The 15,242-nt window shown below is 70.1% G+C and carries 14 protein-coding genes; 3 read left to right on the top strand and 11 right to left on the bottom strand.

The genetic code is table 11. The features are described 5' to 3' along the window. Positions 1–37: 37 nt before the first annotated feature. From ACFYWY_RS30910 to ACFYWY_RS30880, 7 genes are all read right to left on the bottom strand, one after another. Entirely contained in the window at positions 38–406 is a 369-nt protein-coding gene (locus ACFYWY_RS30910) for a VOC family protein (protein ID WP_389192313.1), read from the bottom strand. A gap of 69 nt (positions 407–475) precedes the next feature. Then, entirely contained in the window at positions 476–2,185 is a 1,710-nt protein-coding gene (locus ACFYWY_RS30905) for a hypothetical protein (protein ID WP_389192310.1), read from the bottom strand. Between the two features lie 112 nt (positions 2,186–2,297). After that, positions 2,298–3,554: an ABC transporter substrate-binding protein gene (locus tag ACFYWY_RS30900; RefSeq protein ID WP_389192307.1), complete on the bottom strand. Its 1,257-nt coding sequence runs from the start codon at positions 3,552–3,554 to the stop codon at positions 2,298–2,300. Beyond that, positions 3,551–4,801 (bottom strand): branched-chain amino acid ABC transporter permease, encoded by a 1,251-nt coding sequence (locus ACFYWY_RS30895; RefSeq protein ID WP_389192304.1) that lies wholly within the window; start codon positions 4,799–4,801, stop codon positions 3,551–3,553. Before ACFYWY_RS30895 ends, ACFYWY_RS30900 begins: the two co-directional genes overlap by 4 nt. After that, positions 4,794–5,684, bottom strand: a complete 891-nt coding sequence (locus ACFYWY_RS30890; protein ID WP_389192302.1) for a branched-chain amino acid ABC transporter permease — start codon at positions 5,682–5,684, stop codon at positions 4,794–4,796. The genes ACFYWY_RS30895 and ACFYWY_RS30890 overlap by 8 nt, the downstream gene beginning before the upstream one ends. Continuing rightward, positions 5,681–6,571 (bottom strand): ABC transporter ATP-binding protein, encoded by an 891-nt coding sequence (locus ACFYWY_RS30885; RefSeq protein WP_389192300.1) that lies wholly within the window; start codon positions 6,569–6,571, stop codon positions 5,681–5,683. The genes ACFYWY_RS30890 and ACFYWY_RS30885 overlap by 4 nt, the downstream gene beginning before the upstream one ends. Further along, positions 6,568–7,428, bottom strand: a complete 861-nt coding sequence (locus tag ACFYWY_RS30880; RefSeq protein ID WP_389192297.1) for an ABC transporter ATP-binding protein — start codon at positions 7,426–7,428, stop codon at positions 6,568–6,570. Before ACFYWY_RS30880 ends, ACFYWY_RS30885 begins: the two co-directional genes overlap by 4 nt. Before the next feature lie 367 nt (positions 7,429–7,795). On the opposite strand from ACFYWY_RS30880, the gene ACFYWY_RS30875 reads away from it, so the two are divergent. The 3 genes from ACFYWY_RS30875 (at position 7,796) to ACFYWY_RS30865 (ending at position 11,197) form a co-directional block, all read left to right on the top strand. After that, entirely contained in the window at positions 7,796–9,100 is a 1,305-nt protein-coding gene (locus tag ACFYWY_RS30875) for a PucR family transcriptional regulator (RefSeq protein ID WP_389192294.1), read from the top strand. A gap of 277 nt (positions 9,101–9,377) precedes the next feature. Continuing rightward, positions 9,378–9,593 carry a DUF485 domain-containing protein gene (locus ACFYWY_RS30870; RefSeq protein WP_389192292.1) on the top strand — a complete coding sequence of 72 codons (216 nt, stop codon included), beginning with the start codon at positions 9,378–9,380 and terminating at the stop codon, positions 9,591–9,593. Continuing rightward, entirely contained in the window at positions 9,593–11,197 is a 1,605-nt protein-coding gene (locus tag ACFYWY_RS30865; RefSeq protein ID WP_389192289.1) for a cation acetate symporter, read from the top strand. Before ACFYWY_RS30870 ends, ACFYWY_RS30865 begins: the two co-directional genes overlap by 1 nt. Before the next feature lie 50 nt (positions 11,198–11,247). Here the strand turns inward: ACFYWY_RS30865 and ACFYWY_RS30860 are convergent, their stop codons facing one another. From ACFYWY_RS30860 to msrA, 4 genes are all read right to left on the bottom strand, one after another. Further along, positions 11,248–13,146, bottom strand: coding sequence for a nitrate- and nitrite sensing domain-containing protein (locus tag ACFYWY_RS30860; protein ID WP_389192286.1), 1,899 nt, complete (start codon positions 13,144–13,146; stop codon positions 11,248–11,250). Between the two features lie 303 nt (positions 13,147–13,449). Further along, positions 13,450–13,884 carry a VOC family protein gene (locus tag ACFYWY_RS30855; RefSeq protein WP_389192283.1) on the bottom strand — a complete coding sequence of 145 codons (435 nt, stop codon included), beginning with the start codon at positions 13,882–13,884 and terminating at the stop codon, positions 13,450–13,452. A 173-nt stretch (positions 13,885–14,057) separates the two neighbouring features. Next, entirely contained in the window at positions 14,058–14,441 is a 384-nt protein-coding gene (locus tag ACFYWY_RS30850) for an MmcQ/YjbR family DNA-binding protein (RefSeq protein ID WP_389192280.1), read from the bottom strand. A gap of 113 nt (positions 14,442–14,554) precedes the next feature. Beyond that, positions 14,555–15,232 carry a peptide-methionine (S)-S-oxide reductase MsrA gene (gene msrA, locus ACFYWY_RS30845; RefSeq protein ID WP_389192277.1) on the bottom strand — a complete coding sequence of 226 codons (678 nt, stop codon included), beginning with the start codon at positions 15,230–15,232 and terminating at the stop codon, positions 14,555–14,557. Positions 15,233–15,242 lie beyond the last annotated feature (10 nt).

Here is a 15,242-nt window from a genome sequence, read left to right as displayed (position 1 = left end):
GTCCGGTCGCGTCGGCGCCGCAGCCGGCGCTGAAGACTCACTCCGGCATATGGCAGACCGCCTCCACGTTGTTGCCGTCCGGATCCCTGACGAACGCCCCGTAGTACGACGGGTGGTACTCGGGCCACACCCGTGGCTCGTGCAGCACCTCCGCCCCCGCCTCCACGGCCGCCGCATGGAATGCTCGTACGCCCGCGCGGTCGGCCGCCGCGAAAGCGATATGCGCCTCGCGCGGCCGCCCCTGCGTCGTCACCGGGCTGATCCAGAACGTCGGCTGCGTGGTGCCCCAGCCGATCACCTCGCCGAAGTCGAGCAGCCGGGTGCCGCCGAGCGGGGCCAGCACGCGGTCGTAGAAGACGGCACTGGCCGCCGGGTCATCCACCTGCACTGCGATGTGGTCAATCATGGGATCGAGCGTGGCACACGCCACTGACAATCGGCCCTGACCGCGAACCGGTCGGCGGGCGGGCTCCGTTCAGCAGTCCGAGCCCGCCGAGCGCGGCAGCCGGTAGGGCGATTCCAGCCGGTACTCTCCCGCCCGCGGCACGGTCAGCCGCGTCCACTCGCCCTCCTGCCGCAGACACGCCCCCTTCGCCTGCAGCCACGGCGAGTACGCCACCCGCACCGTCACCGATCCGGCCGCCGGCATCCGTACCACCAGCTCCGCGTCATCGCCCCGCACCACCGTCGCCGGGGCGGCCGCCAGCGGAACCGCATCCCGCACCCGGTAGACCGTCCAGCCCTCGTCCTGCCACACCCGCTCCAGCCAGCCGGGCCCGCTCCTGACGATCGCGGCCTCGCCCTCGGCGGGCCCGTCGGGACGTCCGTGGTGCAGCACCACGAAGCCGACGGCCCATCGGTCCAGCCACTGCCGGTACGTCGTCCCGGTCAGCGACCCGTCGTAGAAGAGCCGCCCGCGCTCGACGTCGAGCTGCCGGTTCCAGCCGCGCGCCATGTTGATGTGCGGGGCGAGCGCCGTCGCCTCGCGGTGATTGCGGGCGGGGACGACCTCGACCCGCGTACGGTCGGCGCCCAGCCGCTCCAGCGCCCGTACGACACCGTCGGTGTGCGCGGCCCACACGGGCACGTCGTTGGAGACGGCCAGATCGTCCTCGGTCTTGTCGATCAGCCAGTGCGTGTTCATGACGAGCGCGATCGCGAGCACGGCGAGCAGGAGCCCGCCGCGGTCGACCAGCTCGCCGAGCTTGTGGAGCCCGCCTTGCCTGACCCGCGCCCTGAGCGGATCCCGCGCGGTGAGCCGATCCCGCCCGTTGAGCCTGTCCAGCCCTCCGTTCCCGCTCCCGCTCGCGAGTACCGCCGCGAGCAGCACCGGCGGCCCCACCAGTCCCACCAGCCGCTCGACGTTCGTGCCGATCGGCGAGGCGATGAGATACGTCAGCACCACCCCGACGCCGTACACCCCCGCCCCGTACCGCACCACCGGCCACGCGCGCGGCGCCGCGACGGCCACCGCGGCGGAGACGGCCAGCGGCAGCCACAGTTTGCCGGTCGCCATGGGCTGTTCGCCCTGAAAGGGGAAGAGCAGTGTCACCGCCCCCACCACGACGAACGGCGGCAGTACGAGCGCGGCCCCTTTCCGCCACTGCCGGTCCAGCAGATACCCCGCCCCCGCCACCAGCAGGAACAGCCCGGCGACAGGGCTGGCCATGGTCGCGAGCGCCGCGCACACCGCCGCGATCGCGCTTCTGCGTACGTACAGCACGGCGAGCAGCCCGATCGCGACGCCCAGCGCGAAGGTCGTACGCCCGGAGGCCACGTTGCACCAGAGCGCGAGCGCCCCGACGACAGCGGGCCACACCGGCCGCGGCACCCCGCTGCGTACGAACAGGCAGGCCAGCACCCAGGCTCCGGAGAGGCCGGCGGCCACGGACACGGCCCGTACGCCGAAGACGGCCATCAGCGGGGGAGTCAGCAGGCTGTAGTTGGCGGTGTGGGTGCCGCCGTACCAGGAGAGGTTGTAAGCGGACGCGGGGTGCCGCTCCATGAAGCCGGCCCAGGCGAGCTGCGCGGCCAGATCGCCGCCGCCGGTCGCGAGCAGGCCGGCCCACAGGATGTACAGCGGACCGACGACGGCGGTGGCGACGAGCGGGACGCGCCACCTCGGTGACGCGTCCCGCTTGCCGGCTCTTGTCCGTACGGCCTCTGCCTGTTCGCTGACCCCCACCCGGCAACCCTAACGGGGGCGTCATCCGGCCGATCCGGGGATCGGCCGGGCGGGGCCGCACCAGGGACGTCCGCCCTCCCCCGGCCGCACAGGGCGGGGCAGAGGTGACGCGTCAGCTCTTGGGCAGCGGGTAGGACCGTGCCGCGGGCACTGCGTGGGCCGGCTCGACGTTCACCAGCCCGCCCGCGGCCTGCTTGGAGGGCTTGTGGACGAAGGACTCGTAGGTGGACGGCTTGGCGCGGTCGGAGAAGTCGTGCGACACCCCGAGAATGCTGAGCCCGGACTGCTTGCGGTGCGCCGCGGCGATGCCGTCCCGGGTGAGGTCCTTGGCCTTGCAGGCTGCCTTGAGGTCCTCACCGAGGACAGCGATCGCGTTCCAGCCGCCGATGACGCCCGAGTCGAGCAGGGCCTTGGGGTACTTCGCCTTGTAGTCCTTGGCGAGCTTCTGGATCGCCGGGATGTCGGAGCTGAACGACGGGGCGGGGCTGACCACATGGAGCTGCTTCTCCACGGCCGGGGCGACCGGCGTGGCCAGCAGTTGAGGGGCGAAGCCGGGTGAGTTGCTGAGAACCGGGACAGCGAAGCCCTGCGCAGCCGCGGTGCCGACCAGGGCCGCCGTCTGCTTGGGGCCGGCGCTGATGAGGACCGCCTTGACGCCGGCCTGCTTGAGGGCGGTGACCTGTGCGGTCAGATCCTGATCGGTGGGCTTGATCTTCTGCTCGACGATGCTCAGCCGGTGCTGCTTCGCCGCGTACTTGGCTCCGGCCAGGGCGTTCTCACCGAACTCGCCCTCGAAGTAGACGTGGCCGATCTTGTCGCCGGGCTTCAGCTTCGCCTTGCGGACGACGAACTCGACGCCGTTGACCATGTCGATGTCATAGGTGGATCCGATCACTTGGAGGTACTCGTTGCCCAGCAGGCTGGAGGCCCATGCCATCGGAAGCGTCAGCAGGTGCTTGGCTTCGATCTCCTGCTGCAGCGAGGACACCACGGGAGAACCGACCACCTGGGACAGGGCGGCCACATTCGGCTCGGTCTCGGTGAACGCGGTCACGGCCTTCTGTACGTCGTAGCCGTGATCCTTGACGGTTATCCGGACGGTACGGCCGCAGACGCCGCCGGAGGCGTTGAGCTGGTCGGCGTACAGCTGCTGCGCGTTGACGATGCTCCTGCCGAGCGACGCGTACGGTCCGGTGAGGTCGGTCAGCGCGCCCAGGGTGATGGTCGTCTCCGTCACTCCGGGGCCGGTCTTGACGCCGTCGCTGCCGGCCGTGTCCGTACCGGTACCGCTTTTGGTGCTGCAGGCCGTGGCGCTCAGGGTGAGTACGGCAAGGACGGCCGCGGCCGGGGTAAGGCGGTGGTATCTCACGGTGTGTGCTCCTTCGGGGTGGCGCCTTCGACGCCCTGAGGGTCGGAGGTGGTGCGGGTGCGGAGAGGGAAACGCCAGTTGCGGCGAGTGCCGTCGCCGGTGCGGCGCGGCTGTCTGTGGGCCAGGCCGGCCAGGCCGCCCGGCGCGAAGATCAGGACGAGGACGATCGCGGCGCCGTAGAGGTAGCGCGCGGCGTCGCCGGGGGTCACGCCGGATCCGGCGGTACCTGGTGCGGTGAGCAGCGGCAGGTGGTCGGCGTATTTGGTGAGGAGATGCGGTAGCAGGGCGACGAAGACGGCTCCGGCGGCGGCGCCGCCGACCGATCCCAGGCCGCCGATGACGATCATCGCGAGGTAGTCGATGGAGAGCAGCAGACCGAAGTGGTCGGGGACGACGCGCTTGAACACCAGAGCCAGCAGAGCGCCGGCGGCGCCCGCGTACATCGAGGAGACGATGAACGCGGAGGCGCGGTAGCGGGAGAGGGGAACTCCCATGACGGCTGCGGCGACTTCGCTGTCGCGTACCGCCGCAAGGGCACGGCCGGGACGTCCGAGCAGGATATTGCGCGCGGCGAGCCAGGCTATGGCTACCAGTACGAGGCCGAAGTACCAGAGGCGTTCAAGTCCGCCGAAGGGGACGCCGAGCACGGCGAGCCCGTCGGGTGAGGCGTCGGAGAAGGAGAACCCGAAGATTTCCAGCGCCGGTACGGAGCGGCCGTTGAAGCCGCCTGTGATGTCACGGGCGTTGAGCATCACGTGGTGGCCGAGGAAGACCAGGGCGAGGGTGGCGATGCCCAGGTACATGCCGCGCAGGCGACCGGAGATGGGGCTGAACAGCCCTCCCGCGACGCCGGCGAGGGCGACGGCGAGAACGAGGGCGAGCAGGGGCGGCAGCCCGAGCCCGTACAGCTGGGCGGAGCCGGTGCCGGACGGGTCCGCGGCCAGCCACACATAGCCGTACGCGCCAATGGCGAGGAAGAAGGCGTGGCCCAGGGACAGTTGTCCGGTGGTCCCGGAGAGCAGGTTCAGTCCGATGGCTCCGATGACGGCGGCCATGGCGAACAGGCCTGTCTGAAGCCAGAACGACGAGACGTAGAAGGGCATGACGAGCAGAAGCAGCACGGCGGCGATGACGGTGCCCGCCCTGGAAGCTGTGCCGGACCGGCGTCCGGCGGCACCGCCCGAACCTTCGGGGGGAGCGCTCGTGGTGGCAGGAGGGGAGGCGTCGGGCGACAGGGTGTCAGACACGGGTCAGCTCCTTCGATCCGAGGAGACCGTTCGGCCGGACCAGGAGAACGAGCACCATCACGAGGTACGGGGCCACGTCGGAGAGTCCGGAGCCGAGAGCGCTCAACTCGCTCTGGTATCCGGCGGCCATCGCCGCTGTCAGGCCGATCACGAAACTCCCGAGAAGTGCGCCGGCGGCCGAGTCCAGACCGCCGAGGATGGCGGCCGGGAAGGCGCTCAGGGCGATCTGGCTGGTCGTGCGGTCCAGCCCCGGGGCGGGAAAGGCGGCGAGGAACACCGCGGCGAGAGCGGCCAGCGCTCCGGCGACGCACCAGGCGATGAGGCGTACGCGGTCCAGTCGAATCCCCATCAAGGAGGCGGCCTCCGGGTCGGCGGCGGCCGCCCTCATGGACAGGCCCCAGCGGGACCAGCGGAACGCCGCGAAGAACACGCTGATGACAACGACCGCCACCGCTGTGCTCGCGATGCGGGCGTCGGCGACGGTGATGCCTGCGAACCGCGTCACCTCGGCGCCCCAGGGGTCTCCCATGCTGAGGAAGTCGGCGCCCACCCGCCTGTTCAGTTCGGTATTGAGCAGGACGTCCACACCGATCGTCAGGATCGTCAGCGTGTGGATTTCGGCGCCGCGCAGACCGCGGGTGGCCAGGAGTTGCACCAGCCCCGCGAGCGCCGCCGCCAGCGCGGCGCCCACGAGCACGGCCGGCAGGAAGCCGATGCTGTCGTGCAGCCGTGCCACGACGTAGCCGCCGAACAGCAGCAGGGAGCCGTGGGCGAAGTTCATGACGCCCGACGCCTTGAAGATCACGACGAAGCCGAGGGCTATCAGCGCGTACACCGAACCCAGCGCCAGCCCGTTCAGAATCGTTTCGGCCAGCTTGATCACGGTTGCTTCCCTTCGTTCTGGGTGTCCTGGGCGTCCTGCGTGTCCTGGGCGTCTTCGGCAGGGGCGCCGAGGTAGGCGCTGATGACCGCCGGGTCGCGCTGGACACGTTCGGGCGTCCCGTCGGCGATGAGCCGGCCGAAGTCGAGAACGGTCACGGAATCGGCGATCCGCATGACCAAGCCCATGTCGTGCTCGACGATGAGGATCGAGATGTTCAGGGCGTCACGGACCTTGGCGATGGTTTCGGCCATCGCCACCCGCTCGGTGGGATGCATACCGGCGACGGGTTCGTCCAGCAGCAGCAGCTTCGGTTCCATGCACAACGCGCGAGCCATCTCGACGCGCTTTCGGTCTCCGTACGCGAGCGAACCCACCGGCTTGTCGAAGGCGGGGCCCAGGCCGAGGAAGTCCGCGATCTCGGCCGCGCGCTCCCGGTGGCGGCGCTGCTCCCGTACCGTTTGCGGCAGTCGCAACGCGGTCGCCGTGAATCCCGCACGGGTCAGGCTGTGGCGGCCGAGCATGAGGTTGTCGGCAACGGTTCCGTGGGTGAGCACGATGTTCTGGAAGGTGCGGGCCACTCCGAGTCGGGCGATGCTGTGCGGTGCCAGGCGGGTGAGGTCCTTGCCCGCGTACCGGACGGCTCCGGCCGTGGCGCGGTACACCCCGGACACGACGTTGAAGCAGGTCGACTTGCCCGCGCCGTTGGGCCCGATGAGGGCGTGGATCGTACCGGGGGCGACGGTGAATGAGACGGTGTCGAGGGCGACGAGGCCGGAGAAGCGGACGGTCAGCGCGTCGACCGTGAGCGCCGGCACCGGCTCCGTCTCAGCGTCCGGTTCCGGTGAAGAGGCGGGATCGCGCGTCGTGGCCGCGGCGTCGATGCTCATCCGTTCCACCTGGCCAGCTCGGTCAGTCCCGGTGCGGTCGCGGACAAGGCGCTCGCGGACGTAGCGGCGGACACCGCATCCTGGCCCGCCGTGTCGGCTTCGAAGCTCTCGCCCAGGTACAGGCGCCGCACTTCGTCCGTGCCGGCGAGGTCGGCCGACGCCCCCTCCAGCCGCACCTGGCCGACGTCCAGCACCGAGGCACGGTCGGACAGTGCCAGACCCATAGAGGCGTTCTGCTCGACGAGCAGGATCGACGTTCCCTGGGCGTTGATCTCGCGGATGACCGACGCGATGCGCTGAACCATGAGGGGCGCAAGTCCCAGTGAGGGCTCGTCGAGCAGCAGCAGCCGGGGGGCGGCCATGAGCGCGCGGCCCATCGCGAGCATCTGCTGCTCGCCTCCGGACAGCAGCCCCGCGGCCTGCCGCCGCCGCTCGGCCAGCAGCGGGAACAGCGCGAAGACGCGGTCGCGGGCCGCCTGCCGGTCCGCGCCACCGCGGCTGCGGGCCCCCAGGAACCCGGCCCGCAGGTTGTCCTCCACCGACAGGGCGCCGAAGATCCTGCGGCCCTCGGGCACCTGCACCACTCCGGCGGCCACCGACCGTGCGGCATCGCCGGTCAGCCGTGTTTCGCCGAAGTGCACAGTGCCGCTGTCCACCGTGCCCCGATGGAGCGCGAGGGTCCCGGAGACCGCCCGGAGCAGCGTGGTCTTGCCCGCTCCGTTGGAGCCCAGGACGGCGACGATTCCACCCTGCGGGACGTTCAGCGAAACCCCGTGCAACGCCCGCACGGACCTGCCGTAGGTGACGTGGAGATCAGTGATTCGAAGGGATCCTGGCTGCGTCGGTGGAGGGCTCATAGGGGGTCTCCTCGCAAAAGGTGCAAACGAGCGGGTCGGGCTGGGCGCTACGAGAACACGGCCGGAGCAGGGCGTCCATACAGGTACGGCGAGTCGCTGTCCGCTCCCAGTCGGGAGGTGTCCTGCTTGTGAGAGCTCACAGTCCGCAAGACCTACTGGGCGGAAACATTACGGTTTGGCTGAAACCTCGCCCTTGGATAAGCGACTGCTTAGCATGGTGGCCTCCGGGAAGGTGCCGTCGGCTTCCGCACGCGGCTTCCGCGCGGCAGCCATTGACCCGGTGGAGGAACCTCACTGCGCGCAGCGCAGCTCACGACATGGCAACTCGCGTGGTGTTCTCGCACGCCCCGTCCAACCTGGAGGGTCCATGCACGCCAGTTCCGTCCCCGGCAGCGTTCGCACTCGCCGCCATGACGTAGCCCTGCCCAGCCGTCCGCTGCCCGACGGCGGCCGGGATCCCTCTCCTCTCCAGCTCTTCGACCGTGCCTGCCGGCGCCTTCTGGGGCGCGGCGTTGACTTCACCGACACCGTGGTGGAGAAGATCCGCGCCGAAGTGCCGTACTACGCCGACCCGGTGCTCGCGCCGCCGGACGTGCGGCGGAACGTGGGCATCGGCATCCGCCACGCGCTGGAAGCCGGCGTGGATCCAAGCAGAATCGTGGACGTCGAGCGGTTCACCAGAGAGCTCGGCATGAGACGCGCGGAAGAGGGCCGACCTCTCGACGAGGTGCTGCATGCGTTCCGTGTCGCCGGCTCCGAAGTCTGGAGCGGGATCATCAGCGTGGTGGAGCGGGACGGACTCGGCGACGCGAGCCAGCTGGTACACGTCGCCGAGCTGGTGTGGAAGACCAATGACCGCGACGCCTTCATGGTCGCCGACGCCTACCGGCAGGTCGCCAAAGGCGTCGCGAGCCAGGACGGTGAACGCGTCCGTCTGATCCTCGCCGCCTTGCTGGAGTCCCGTAACGAACCCGAATTCACCCGCGACGCGGCGGCCATCCTCGATCTGCCGATCGACGGGCGCTTCGCGGTGGCGGTGGTGGGGGCGACACCGCCGTACGGCCGTGCGCCGCAGACCACTCCGGAGGTTCGCGGCATCCGGATCCTGCGCCAAGCCTGCGGACGGCGCGATGTGCTCGTCGCCCACCTGGGCGACCGTCCCCTGGACGCGCTCGCCTCCGGCCTGGACGCCGGTCCCGGGTTCCGTATCGGGATCAGCCCGGTCGTCCAGGGGCTGGAGAACCTGGCCCGAGCGCGTGACATGGCCGGGCTCGCCCTTCGTACGTGCCGGGCCGACGGTGAGATCGCCCGGCTCGACTCCCGCCTGCCCGAAGGGCTCCTGATCTCGCGGCCCGACCTGTCCGCGGAACTGGCCCACGGGGTGCTCCGTCCCATGTACGACCTTGAACCCGCCGACCGGGAGACACTGTTCGACACCGTCGGTATCTGGATCGAGAACGGCGGCTCCGCCGTCCAGGCCGCCCGGCACATGCTCTGCCATCGCAACACCGTGCTCAACCGGCTGCGCCGCTTCGAGCAGATAACCGGTCTTACGCTGACCCGCCCCCGCGATCTGGTGCAACTCACCCTCGCGCTCGACGCCCACCGCCTGCTCGGACCAGCCGCCGCGCTCGGCACCACCGACGACCGCAATCGCCCGACGACTGCCTGACGACGCACGGCTCCGCGGCGGCCGATGACCGCCGCCATGGCCGCCGCCGCCATGACCGTGGGCGGCACGACTGAATGTGCATCCGCACAGCCACCTGTGCGGAGCATTGGGAGCGGACAACAGCCCGAGCACAGCGCATGGACGGGCCGGGACGCGGGTGCTCTGGTGAGCCTCGCATCAGAGGTGACCCGCCCGCATCCGCGCCCGCCAGGAGACCGCCATGGCCCAACAGCACGCCCCTCTGCTTCATCATCGACCACGGCCGCATCGCCCGGGTGTGTCCTTCGCCGTGGTCAACGGACTGACGTTCAGCGTCCATCTGCTGCTCGCCTGCTCCGCCCCCGACTTGATGGCCACCCGCGTCTGGGGGAAAACCACCATCGGTGTGCTGGCCCTCCTCATCCAGGGTTTCCTGCTGATGTGGACCGCGGCGCGGTACGACCGCCGTGCGGACCAACGCGTCGTTCCGCAGGAGCAGGAGCTGGATTACTGATGAATCCGGAGATTCTGCTCGCCGCGCCCGGTGCCCTGGACAGGGACACGCGCGCCCTGGTCCTCGTGGGCTTTCTTACGTTCATCGTCCCCATCTTGTTCATCTGCGTCCTCAGCGGCCCAGAAAGGGACCGGGTCAACGACTTCTACACAGCAGGTCGCACGGTGGCGCCCTTGCGGGGGGCTCTCGTACTGGCCGGCGTCTACCTGTCCGCCGCCACGGTGCTCGGCACCACGGGAAGCGTCGCGGTCTTCGGCTACGACGGTCTGTTCATCGCCATGTGCACCTTCCTGTCCCTCGGCGTGCTCCTCCTGCTGGCCCGCCCCCTGCGCGAGCGCGCCGGCTACACCCTGGGCGACATATTCGCCCTGCGGGCTCCAGGACCCGCGGCAAGGATCGCGGCCGCCGTCGTGACTCTCTGCGCGTGCGTCCCCTATCTGGTCGTGCAGCTCTCCGGTGCGGGAGTGACCACCACGGCGCTGCTGGGACTGTCCGGTGCGGGCGCCGAACAGACAGCCGTCGTCATGATCGGCGCACTGGTCGTCTGCGCCACGGTGTTCGGCGGCATGCGCGGCACCATCGTGATTCAGGTGATCAAAACGGTGGTGCTGCTCTCCGCGGCCCTGGCTGTGACAGCTGTGCTGCTCCATCAGTTCCACTGGAGCGGCGACTCCCTGATCGACGCCGCTGGACAGGGCAGCGGCCGTCCCGCCGGCTATATGACTCCAGGCCTCCGGTTCGCCGGCAGCCCCGACCCCGAGAGCACACTCGACTTCGTCGGCCTGATGATCACGATCGTGCTGGGAGTGGCGTGCCTGCCACACGTGTCCATGCAACTCGGCACCGCTCCTGACGCGGCCGCCGCGCGCCGTACGGTGCGCCACACCATCGGCATCGTCGGCGCTTTCTGCCTCACCCTGGCTCTGATGGGCTTCGCGGCCGCCGCGCTGGTCGGCGCCCCTGCGATCATGGCCGCGGATCCGGGAGGCAACACCACCCTGCTGATGCTCACCGGCGAACTGGCGGGCGGCTCGTCCACCAACACGGGCGGTGCGTTCCTCGTCGTACTGGTCTCCTCCGCGGTGTTCCTCACCACGCTCGCGGTCGTAGCGAGCATCACCCTGGCGGCCGCGGCGGCGGTCGCCCACGACCTGTACACGCATGTCCTGCGCCGCGGGCGCACGACCGAAGGCCGAGAGGTGGCCGCCGCACGCTTGGCGTCCGCCGGGGTGGGAGTACTGAGTATCGGACTGGCGGTCTGGGTCCAGGGATGGAACGTCCTGTTCCTGTCTGCTCTCTCCCTGGCGGTGGCCGCCTCCTGCCTGCTTCCGGCACTGGTGTACTCCCTCTTCTGGAGCGGCTACACCCGTACCGGGCTGCTCTGGACGCTGTACGGAGGCCTGGGCTGCGCCGTCGGACTGCAGATCTCCGGCCCGGTCTTCTCCGGCTCCCCCTCGGCGCTCTTCCCGGACTGGCACCTCGACTGGTTTCCGCTCCAGACGGTCGTCCTCGTGTCGATGCCCGCGGCCTTTCTGCTCGGCTGGCTGGTCAGCGTGATGGGAAACCAGCGGGTGCCGGAGGTCGCGGAGCATGCCAGGGCATGAACCGGCGCACTCGGCTACAGCTGCCGACCCGCCACAGGGCCGCCCCGAGTTCAGCCGGCCGTCACCGACTGCGTCTGTGCCGACTGCGTCTGTGGCACATCGACGAGAGTGGCCGGCAGGGCGATGTACGCGGTGACGCCCGCGGCCCCGTCCTGCCCCTGGGTGGGGCGCAGTTCGACCTGGGCGCCGAGCCGGGCCGCCAGTGTCCCGACGACGTAGTGGCCGAGGTAGCGGGTGGGGGCGATCAGGAACGTCTCCCGGCCCGCGAGACGGGCGTTGGAGCGGGCCATTTCCTCCGCGGTCATGCCGGAACCCCGATCGACGACCGCGAGGCAGTAATCGCCGCCGTCGCGCCAGCCGTAGATCTCGACCGGGTACGAGGGAGGTGAGAAGACCAGGGCGTTCTCTATGAGTTCGGCGAGCAGATGGGAGAGCTCGGCGACGGCCCGGCCGCTGATCCGGCCGTCCTGTACGTCGGCCACAGCGACGCGCTGGTACTGCTCGACCTCGGCGATCGCCGACTGCACCACCTCGGCCGCCGTCACCAGGCCGGACCAGGTGCGTTGCGGCAGCTCCTCCCCCGCGAGCACGAGCAGCGACTCGGCATTGCGGCGCATACGGGTGGCCAGGTGGTCGAGTTCGAAGAGCTCACCAAGCGCGTCCGGGTCGATTTCCTGGCGCTCCAGGACGGTGATCAGGCCGAGCTGGCGCGAGAGCAGTGCCTGATTGCGGCGGCCGAGGCTGGCGAGCGACTCGGAGGTGTTGCGGCGGAGCACAGCCTGCTCGGTCGCAAGGCCGATCGCAGTGTGCTCGACGTTGTGCAAGGCGGTGGCGAGCCGGGTGAACTCGCGGGCGCTGTCGGGGACCCGGCGGGACGGTTCGGGGACGAGTTCGTCGCCCGCCTCGGCATTCTGTATACGGGCGACAGCGGCGGGCAGCCCGGTACGTGCCACCGAGTCGGCCTGATCGGCGAGTGCGACGAGCGGCCGGGTGATCGAGCGGGCGGAGAGCACGGCGAGTGCGGTGGCAACCGCGAGGATCAGCACACCGAGGCCGATGAAGCCGCCCAACTGCCTGGTGGCGTCGTCCCCGATGCGGACCGCGCGAACCCGTACGTCGGCGCCGATCTGCCCCTGAACGCGGTGGAGTTGGTCGACGAGAACGGTCATCGACGACCACCAACGGCCGGGGTCCACGGCGAGCCGTCTGCCGTCGGCCCCGCTCTCCGCCCGCTTCTCGTAGCCGGTGGCGCGCCGGGCGTCGCTGGTGCCGAAGGCGGCGGCGAGTGCGGACTGCTGGGCGGAGGTGGCAAGTTCGGCGTACTGACGCAGGAAGGCCAGCCGGTCCGCCCGTACCTCGGTGAAGTCGAGGAACTCGCTCCCCTTGAAACGCCCGGCGGCAAAGACCCCGTTGAGGGAGCCGCGCTCCAGGGCGACCGCCTCGGTGGCCCTGGCGAGGGCCTGCAGGGCGCCCATCGCGTCGGCGAGGGCGCGGTCACCACGAACGGCTCCCGCCGCCGCGGCGCCGATCAGGCCGTCGATCGATTCGGTGTAGGCGGCCAGGGTCGGCGCGCGCTGGGCAGCGCCGTCGTCGACCGTCCGGCGCACGTCGGCCAATGCCGCGACCGCGGAGAGCGCATCCCGTAAGTCGTCGGCGGTGTCCGCTCCCGCGCCGCCCGCCGTGAGCAGGGCGTCGAATCCGGTACGGGCGGTGTCGGTGCGGGCACGCTGGACGTCGACGTCGTCGCGGTACTGCTTGGCGCCGCCCACCAGCCCATTGGTGAGGCCACGTTCGCGCTGCAGCTCGCGCACCAGGTCCTGGGCTTTGAGGACAAGCTCGACCCGCCCGGCGGTCTCGCGCGCCGCGGACCAGTCGGCCGCCCGGTCGACGACACCGAGGCCGGTCACGATCAGCAGCAGACAGGTGGGGACGGCGAGCACGATGGCCACACGGCCGCGAATCGTGCCCCAACCGGGCAGCGCGGGAAGTGCGGGCCGTGCGGGCTGTCGAGGCAGAGTGCGTCGTCGCTTGGGCATCACGTCCGACGACGATACGAACCGGCGTGACCGGTGCGGTTTCCCAGCGGTAAGGGGATGGTTGCTCTCAGCTCACAGGAACCCGGGCCGCACCGCGCGCCATACGCCACCTTCCTGTAACTCGGCACCGGGCGACGGGAGTTGTGGGCGCAGAGGCTGGGCCACACCGCCGGCCCGGGGCCTCGGCGCGGGCTCCTCGGCCACGTTCGCGGCCACTCAGTCGAGACAGAACTCGTTGCCCTCGACGTCCTGCATCAAGAGGCACGACTCGTTGACGCCATCGGCACGCAGTAGTCGCACGCGTACCGCGCCGAGCGCGAGCAGTCGTGCGCACTCGGCCTCAAGTGCGGCGAGGCGCTCTTCACCCACGAGCCCGGTGCCGACCCGCACGTCAAGATGCAGCCGATTCTTGACGACCTTGCCTTCGGGAACGCGCTGGAAGAACAGTCGCGGGCCCACACCTGAGGGATCAATGCAGGCGAACGCTGAACCCTGACGCTCAGGCGGCAGCGAGCGATCGAAATCGTCCCACGTAGCAAACCCCTCCGGTGGCGGCGGTACGACGTACCCCAACACCTCGCACCAGAAACGAGCGACGCGCTCAGGTTCTGCGCAGTCGAAGGTGACTTGGATCTGCTTGATCGAGGCCATCGGTCCACCATAGCGGCGGGGTCTCTCGTCGTCTCCACGGGCCCGCCCCTGGCTAGGTTGTGACGCATGCGGCCAACCCGACGGTGGCTGCGTTCAACGACAAGATGCGCGATGCCCTCGCCCCGCATGGACGATGGCTGGAGTAGGCGCTGCGCGCCCGGGCCGGGGCGCGATCAGCGGGCCTCGAGCTCGGCGATCAGCTTCTTCGTGGCGATGGTGCGGTAGCTCTCCTCCACCCAGTCGCAGAGCACCTCCGCCGACGGCGCACCCTTCTGGGCGAGGGGGATCTGCACCCAGCCCGCCTTCCCCAGCCCGTAGCCGGACGGCTCAGCGCCCGGGCAGGACAGGGCATGGGCGTGCATCGCCTCGTCCTTGAGTTTTACGCCGACACCCAGCGGATAGCTGCCGTCGGTCACTCCCAGAAAGACGAAGATCTTCTTGTTGACCTTGACGACGGTGTCGCCCCAGGGAAATTCCTCGCCGGCGCTGGGCAGTCCCAAGGCAAAGGACCGGACCTTCTCCCATTTCGCCAGCGCGTGCTTCGGTGGTGCCGCCATCCCGTCCTCCTGATTGCGCGGTCTGTCCCGTCCCACGCTACTGAACTGCGATTGCACATCGCGGCGGCTCAAGCGGCGCTCGGGCCCGGTCGGCTCGGCCGACCAGGTTGTTGTCACTGCCGTCCGCAGTTGGTTTCGGACGGGGTATTCAGCTGGACCCCGGTCCCGCCGATCCCGCAGTAGCCCGCCGGGTTCTTGGCCAAGTACTGCTGGTGGTACGCCCGCGCCGGATAGAACGGGTGGTGCTCGGCCGGGAGGATCTCCGTGGTGATCTCGCCGTATCCCGAGGCGGACAGGGCCTGCTGGTAGCGCGTCCGGGTCTGCTCGGCCGCTGCGCGCTGGGCGGGGGAGTGGGTGAAGAGGATCGACCTGACGTGGGTGCCGACGTCATTGCCCTGGCGGAAGCCCTGGGTGGGGTCGTGCGACTCCCAGAAGAGCCGGAGCAGCCGCTCGTACGTGATCTCCGCGGGGTTGAAGACCACCCGCACCGTCTCCGCGTGCCCCGTCAGCCCGGTGCGTATCTCGTCGTCCACCGGGTGGGGCGTGTAGCCCCCCTGAAAGCCGGTCAGGGTGGTCCAGACGCCCGCCGGAAGCTGCCAGAACCGGCGCTCGGCACCCCAGAAGCAGCCAAGGGCGAAGTCGGCGACCTCGAAGCCCTCGGGGTAGGGGCTCCGCAACGCCGTCCCGAGCACGGTGTGCTTCTCGGGAACCTCGTACGCGAGCGCGGACCGGCCCGGCGGGGCCTCCTCGGGTGTGGGCAGATGCAGATCACGACTCCGTGCGAACGACATGGCGGCCTCC

This window comes from Streptomyces sp. NPDC002870, from assembly GCF_042888505.1.
Classification (GTDB): domain Bacteria; phylum Actinomycetota; class Actinomycetes; order Streptomycetales; family Streptomycetaceae; genus Streptomyces.
This window is presented reverse-complemented; position numbering and strand designations above follow the sequence as displayed.

Coding starts and splice junctions, on each gene's coding strand:
- ACFYWY_RS30910 (WP_389192313.1), bottom strand. CDS start 406: ATGATTGACCACATCGCAGTGCAGGTGGATGACCCGGCGGCCAGTGCC.
- ACFYWY_RS30885 (WP_389192300.1), bottom strand. CDS start 6,571: ATGAGCATCGACGCCGCGGCCACGACGCGCGATCCCGCCTCTTCACCG.
- ACFYWY_RS30880 (WP_389192297.1), bottom strand. CDS start 7,428: ATGAGCCCTCCACCGACGCAGCCAGGATCCCTTCGAATCACTGATCTC.
- ACFYWY_RS30875 (WP_389192294.1), top strand. CDS start 7,796: ATGCACGCCAGTTCCGTCCCCGGCAGCGTTCGCACTCGCCGCCATGAC.
- ACFYWY_RS30865 (WP_389192289.1), top strand. CDS start 9,593: ATGAATCCGGAGATTCTGCTCGCCGCGCCCGGTGCCCTGGACAGGGAC.
- ACFYWY_RS30855 (WP_389192283.1), bottom strand. CDS start 13,884: ATGGCCTCGATCAAGCAGATCCAAGTCACCTTCGACTGCGCAGAACCT.
- ACFYWY_RS30850 (WP_389192280.1), bottom strand. CDS start 14,441: ATGGCGGCACCACCGAAGCACGCGCTGGCGAAATGGGAGAAGGTCCGG.
- msrA (WP_389192277.1), bottom strand. CDS start 15,232: ATGTCGTTCGCACGGAGTCGTGATCTGCATCTGCCCACACCCGAGGAG.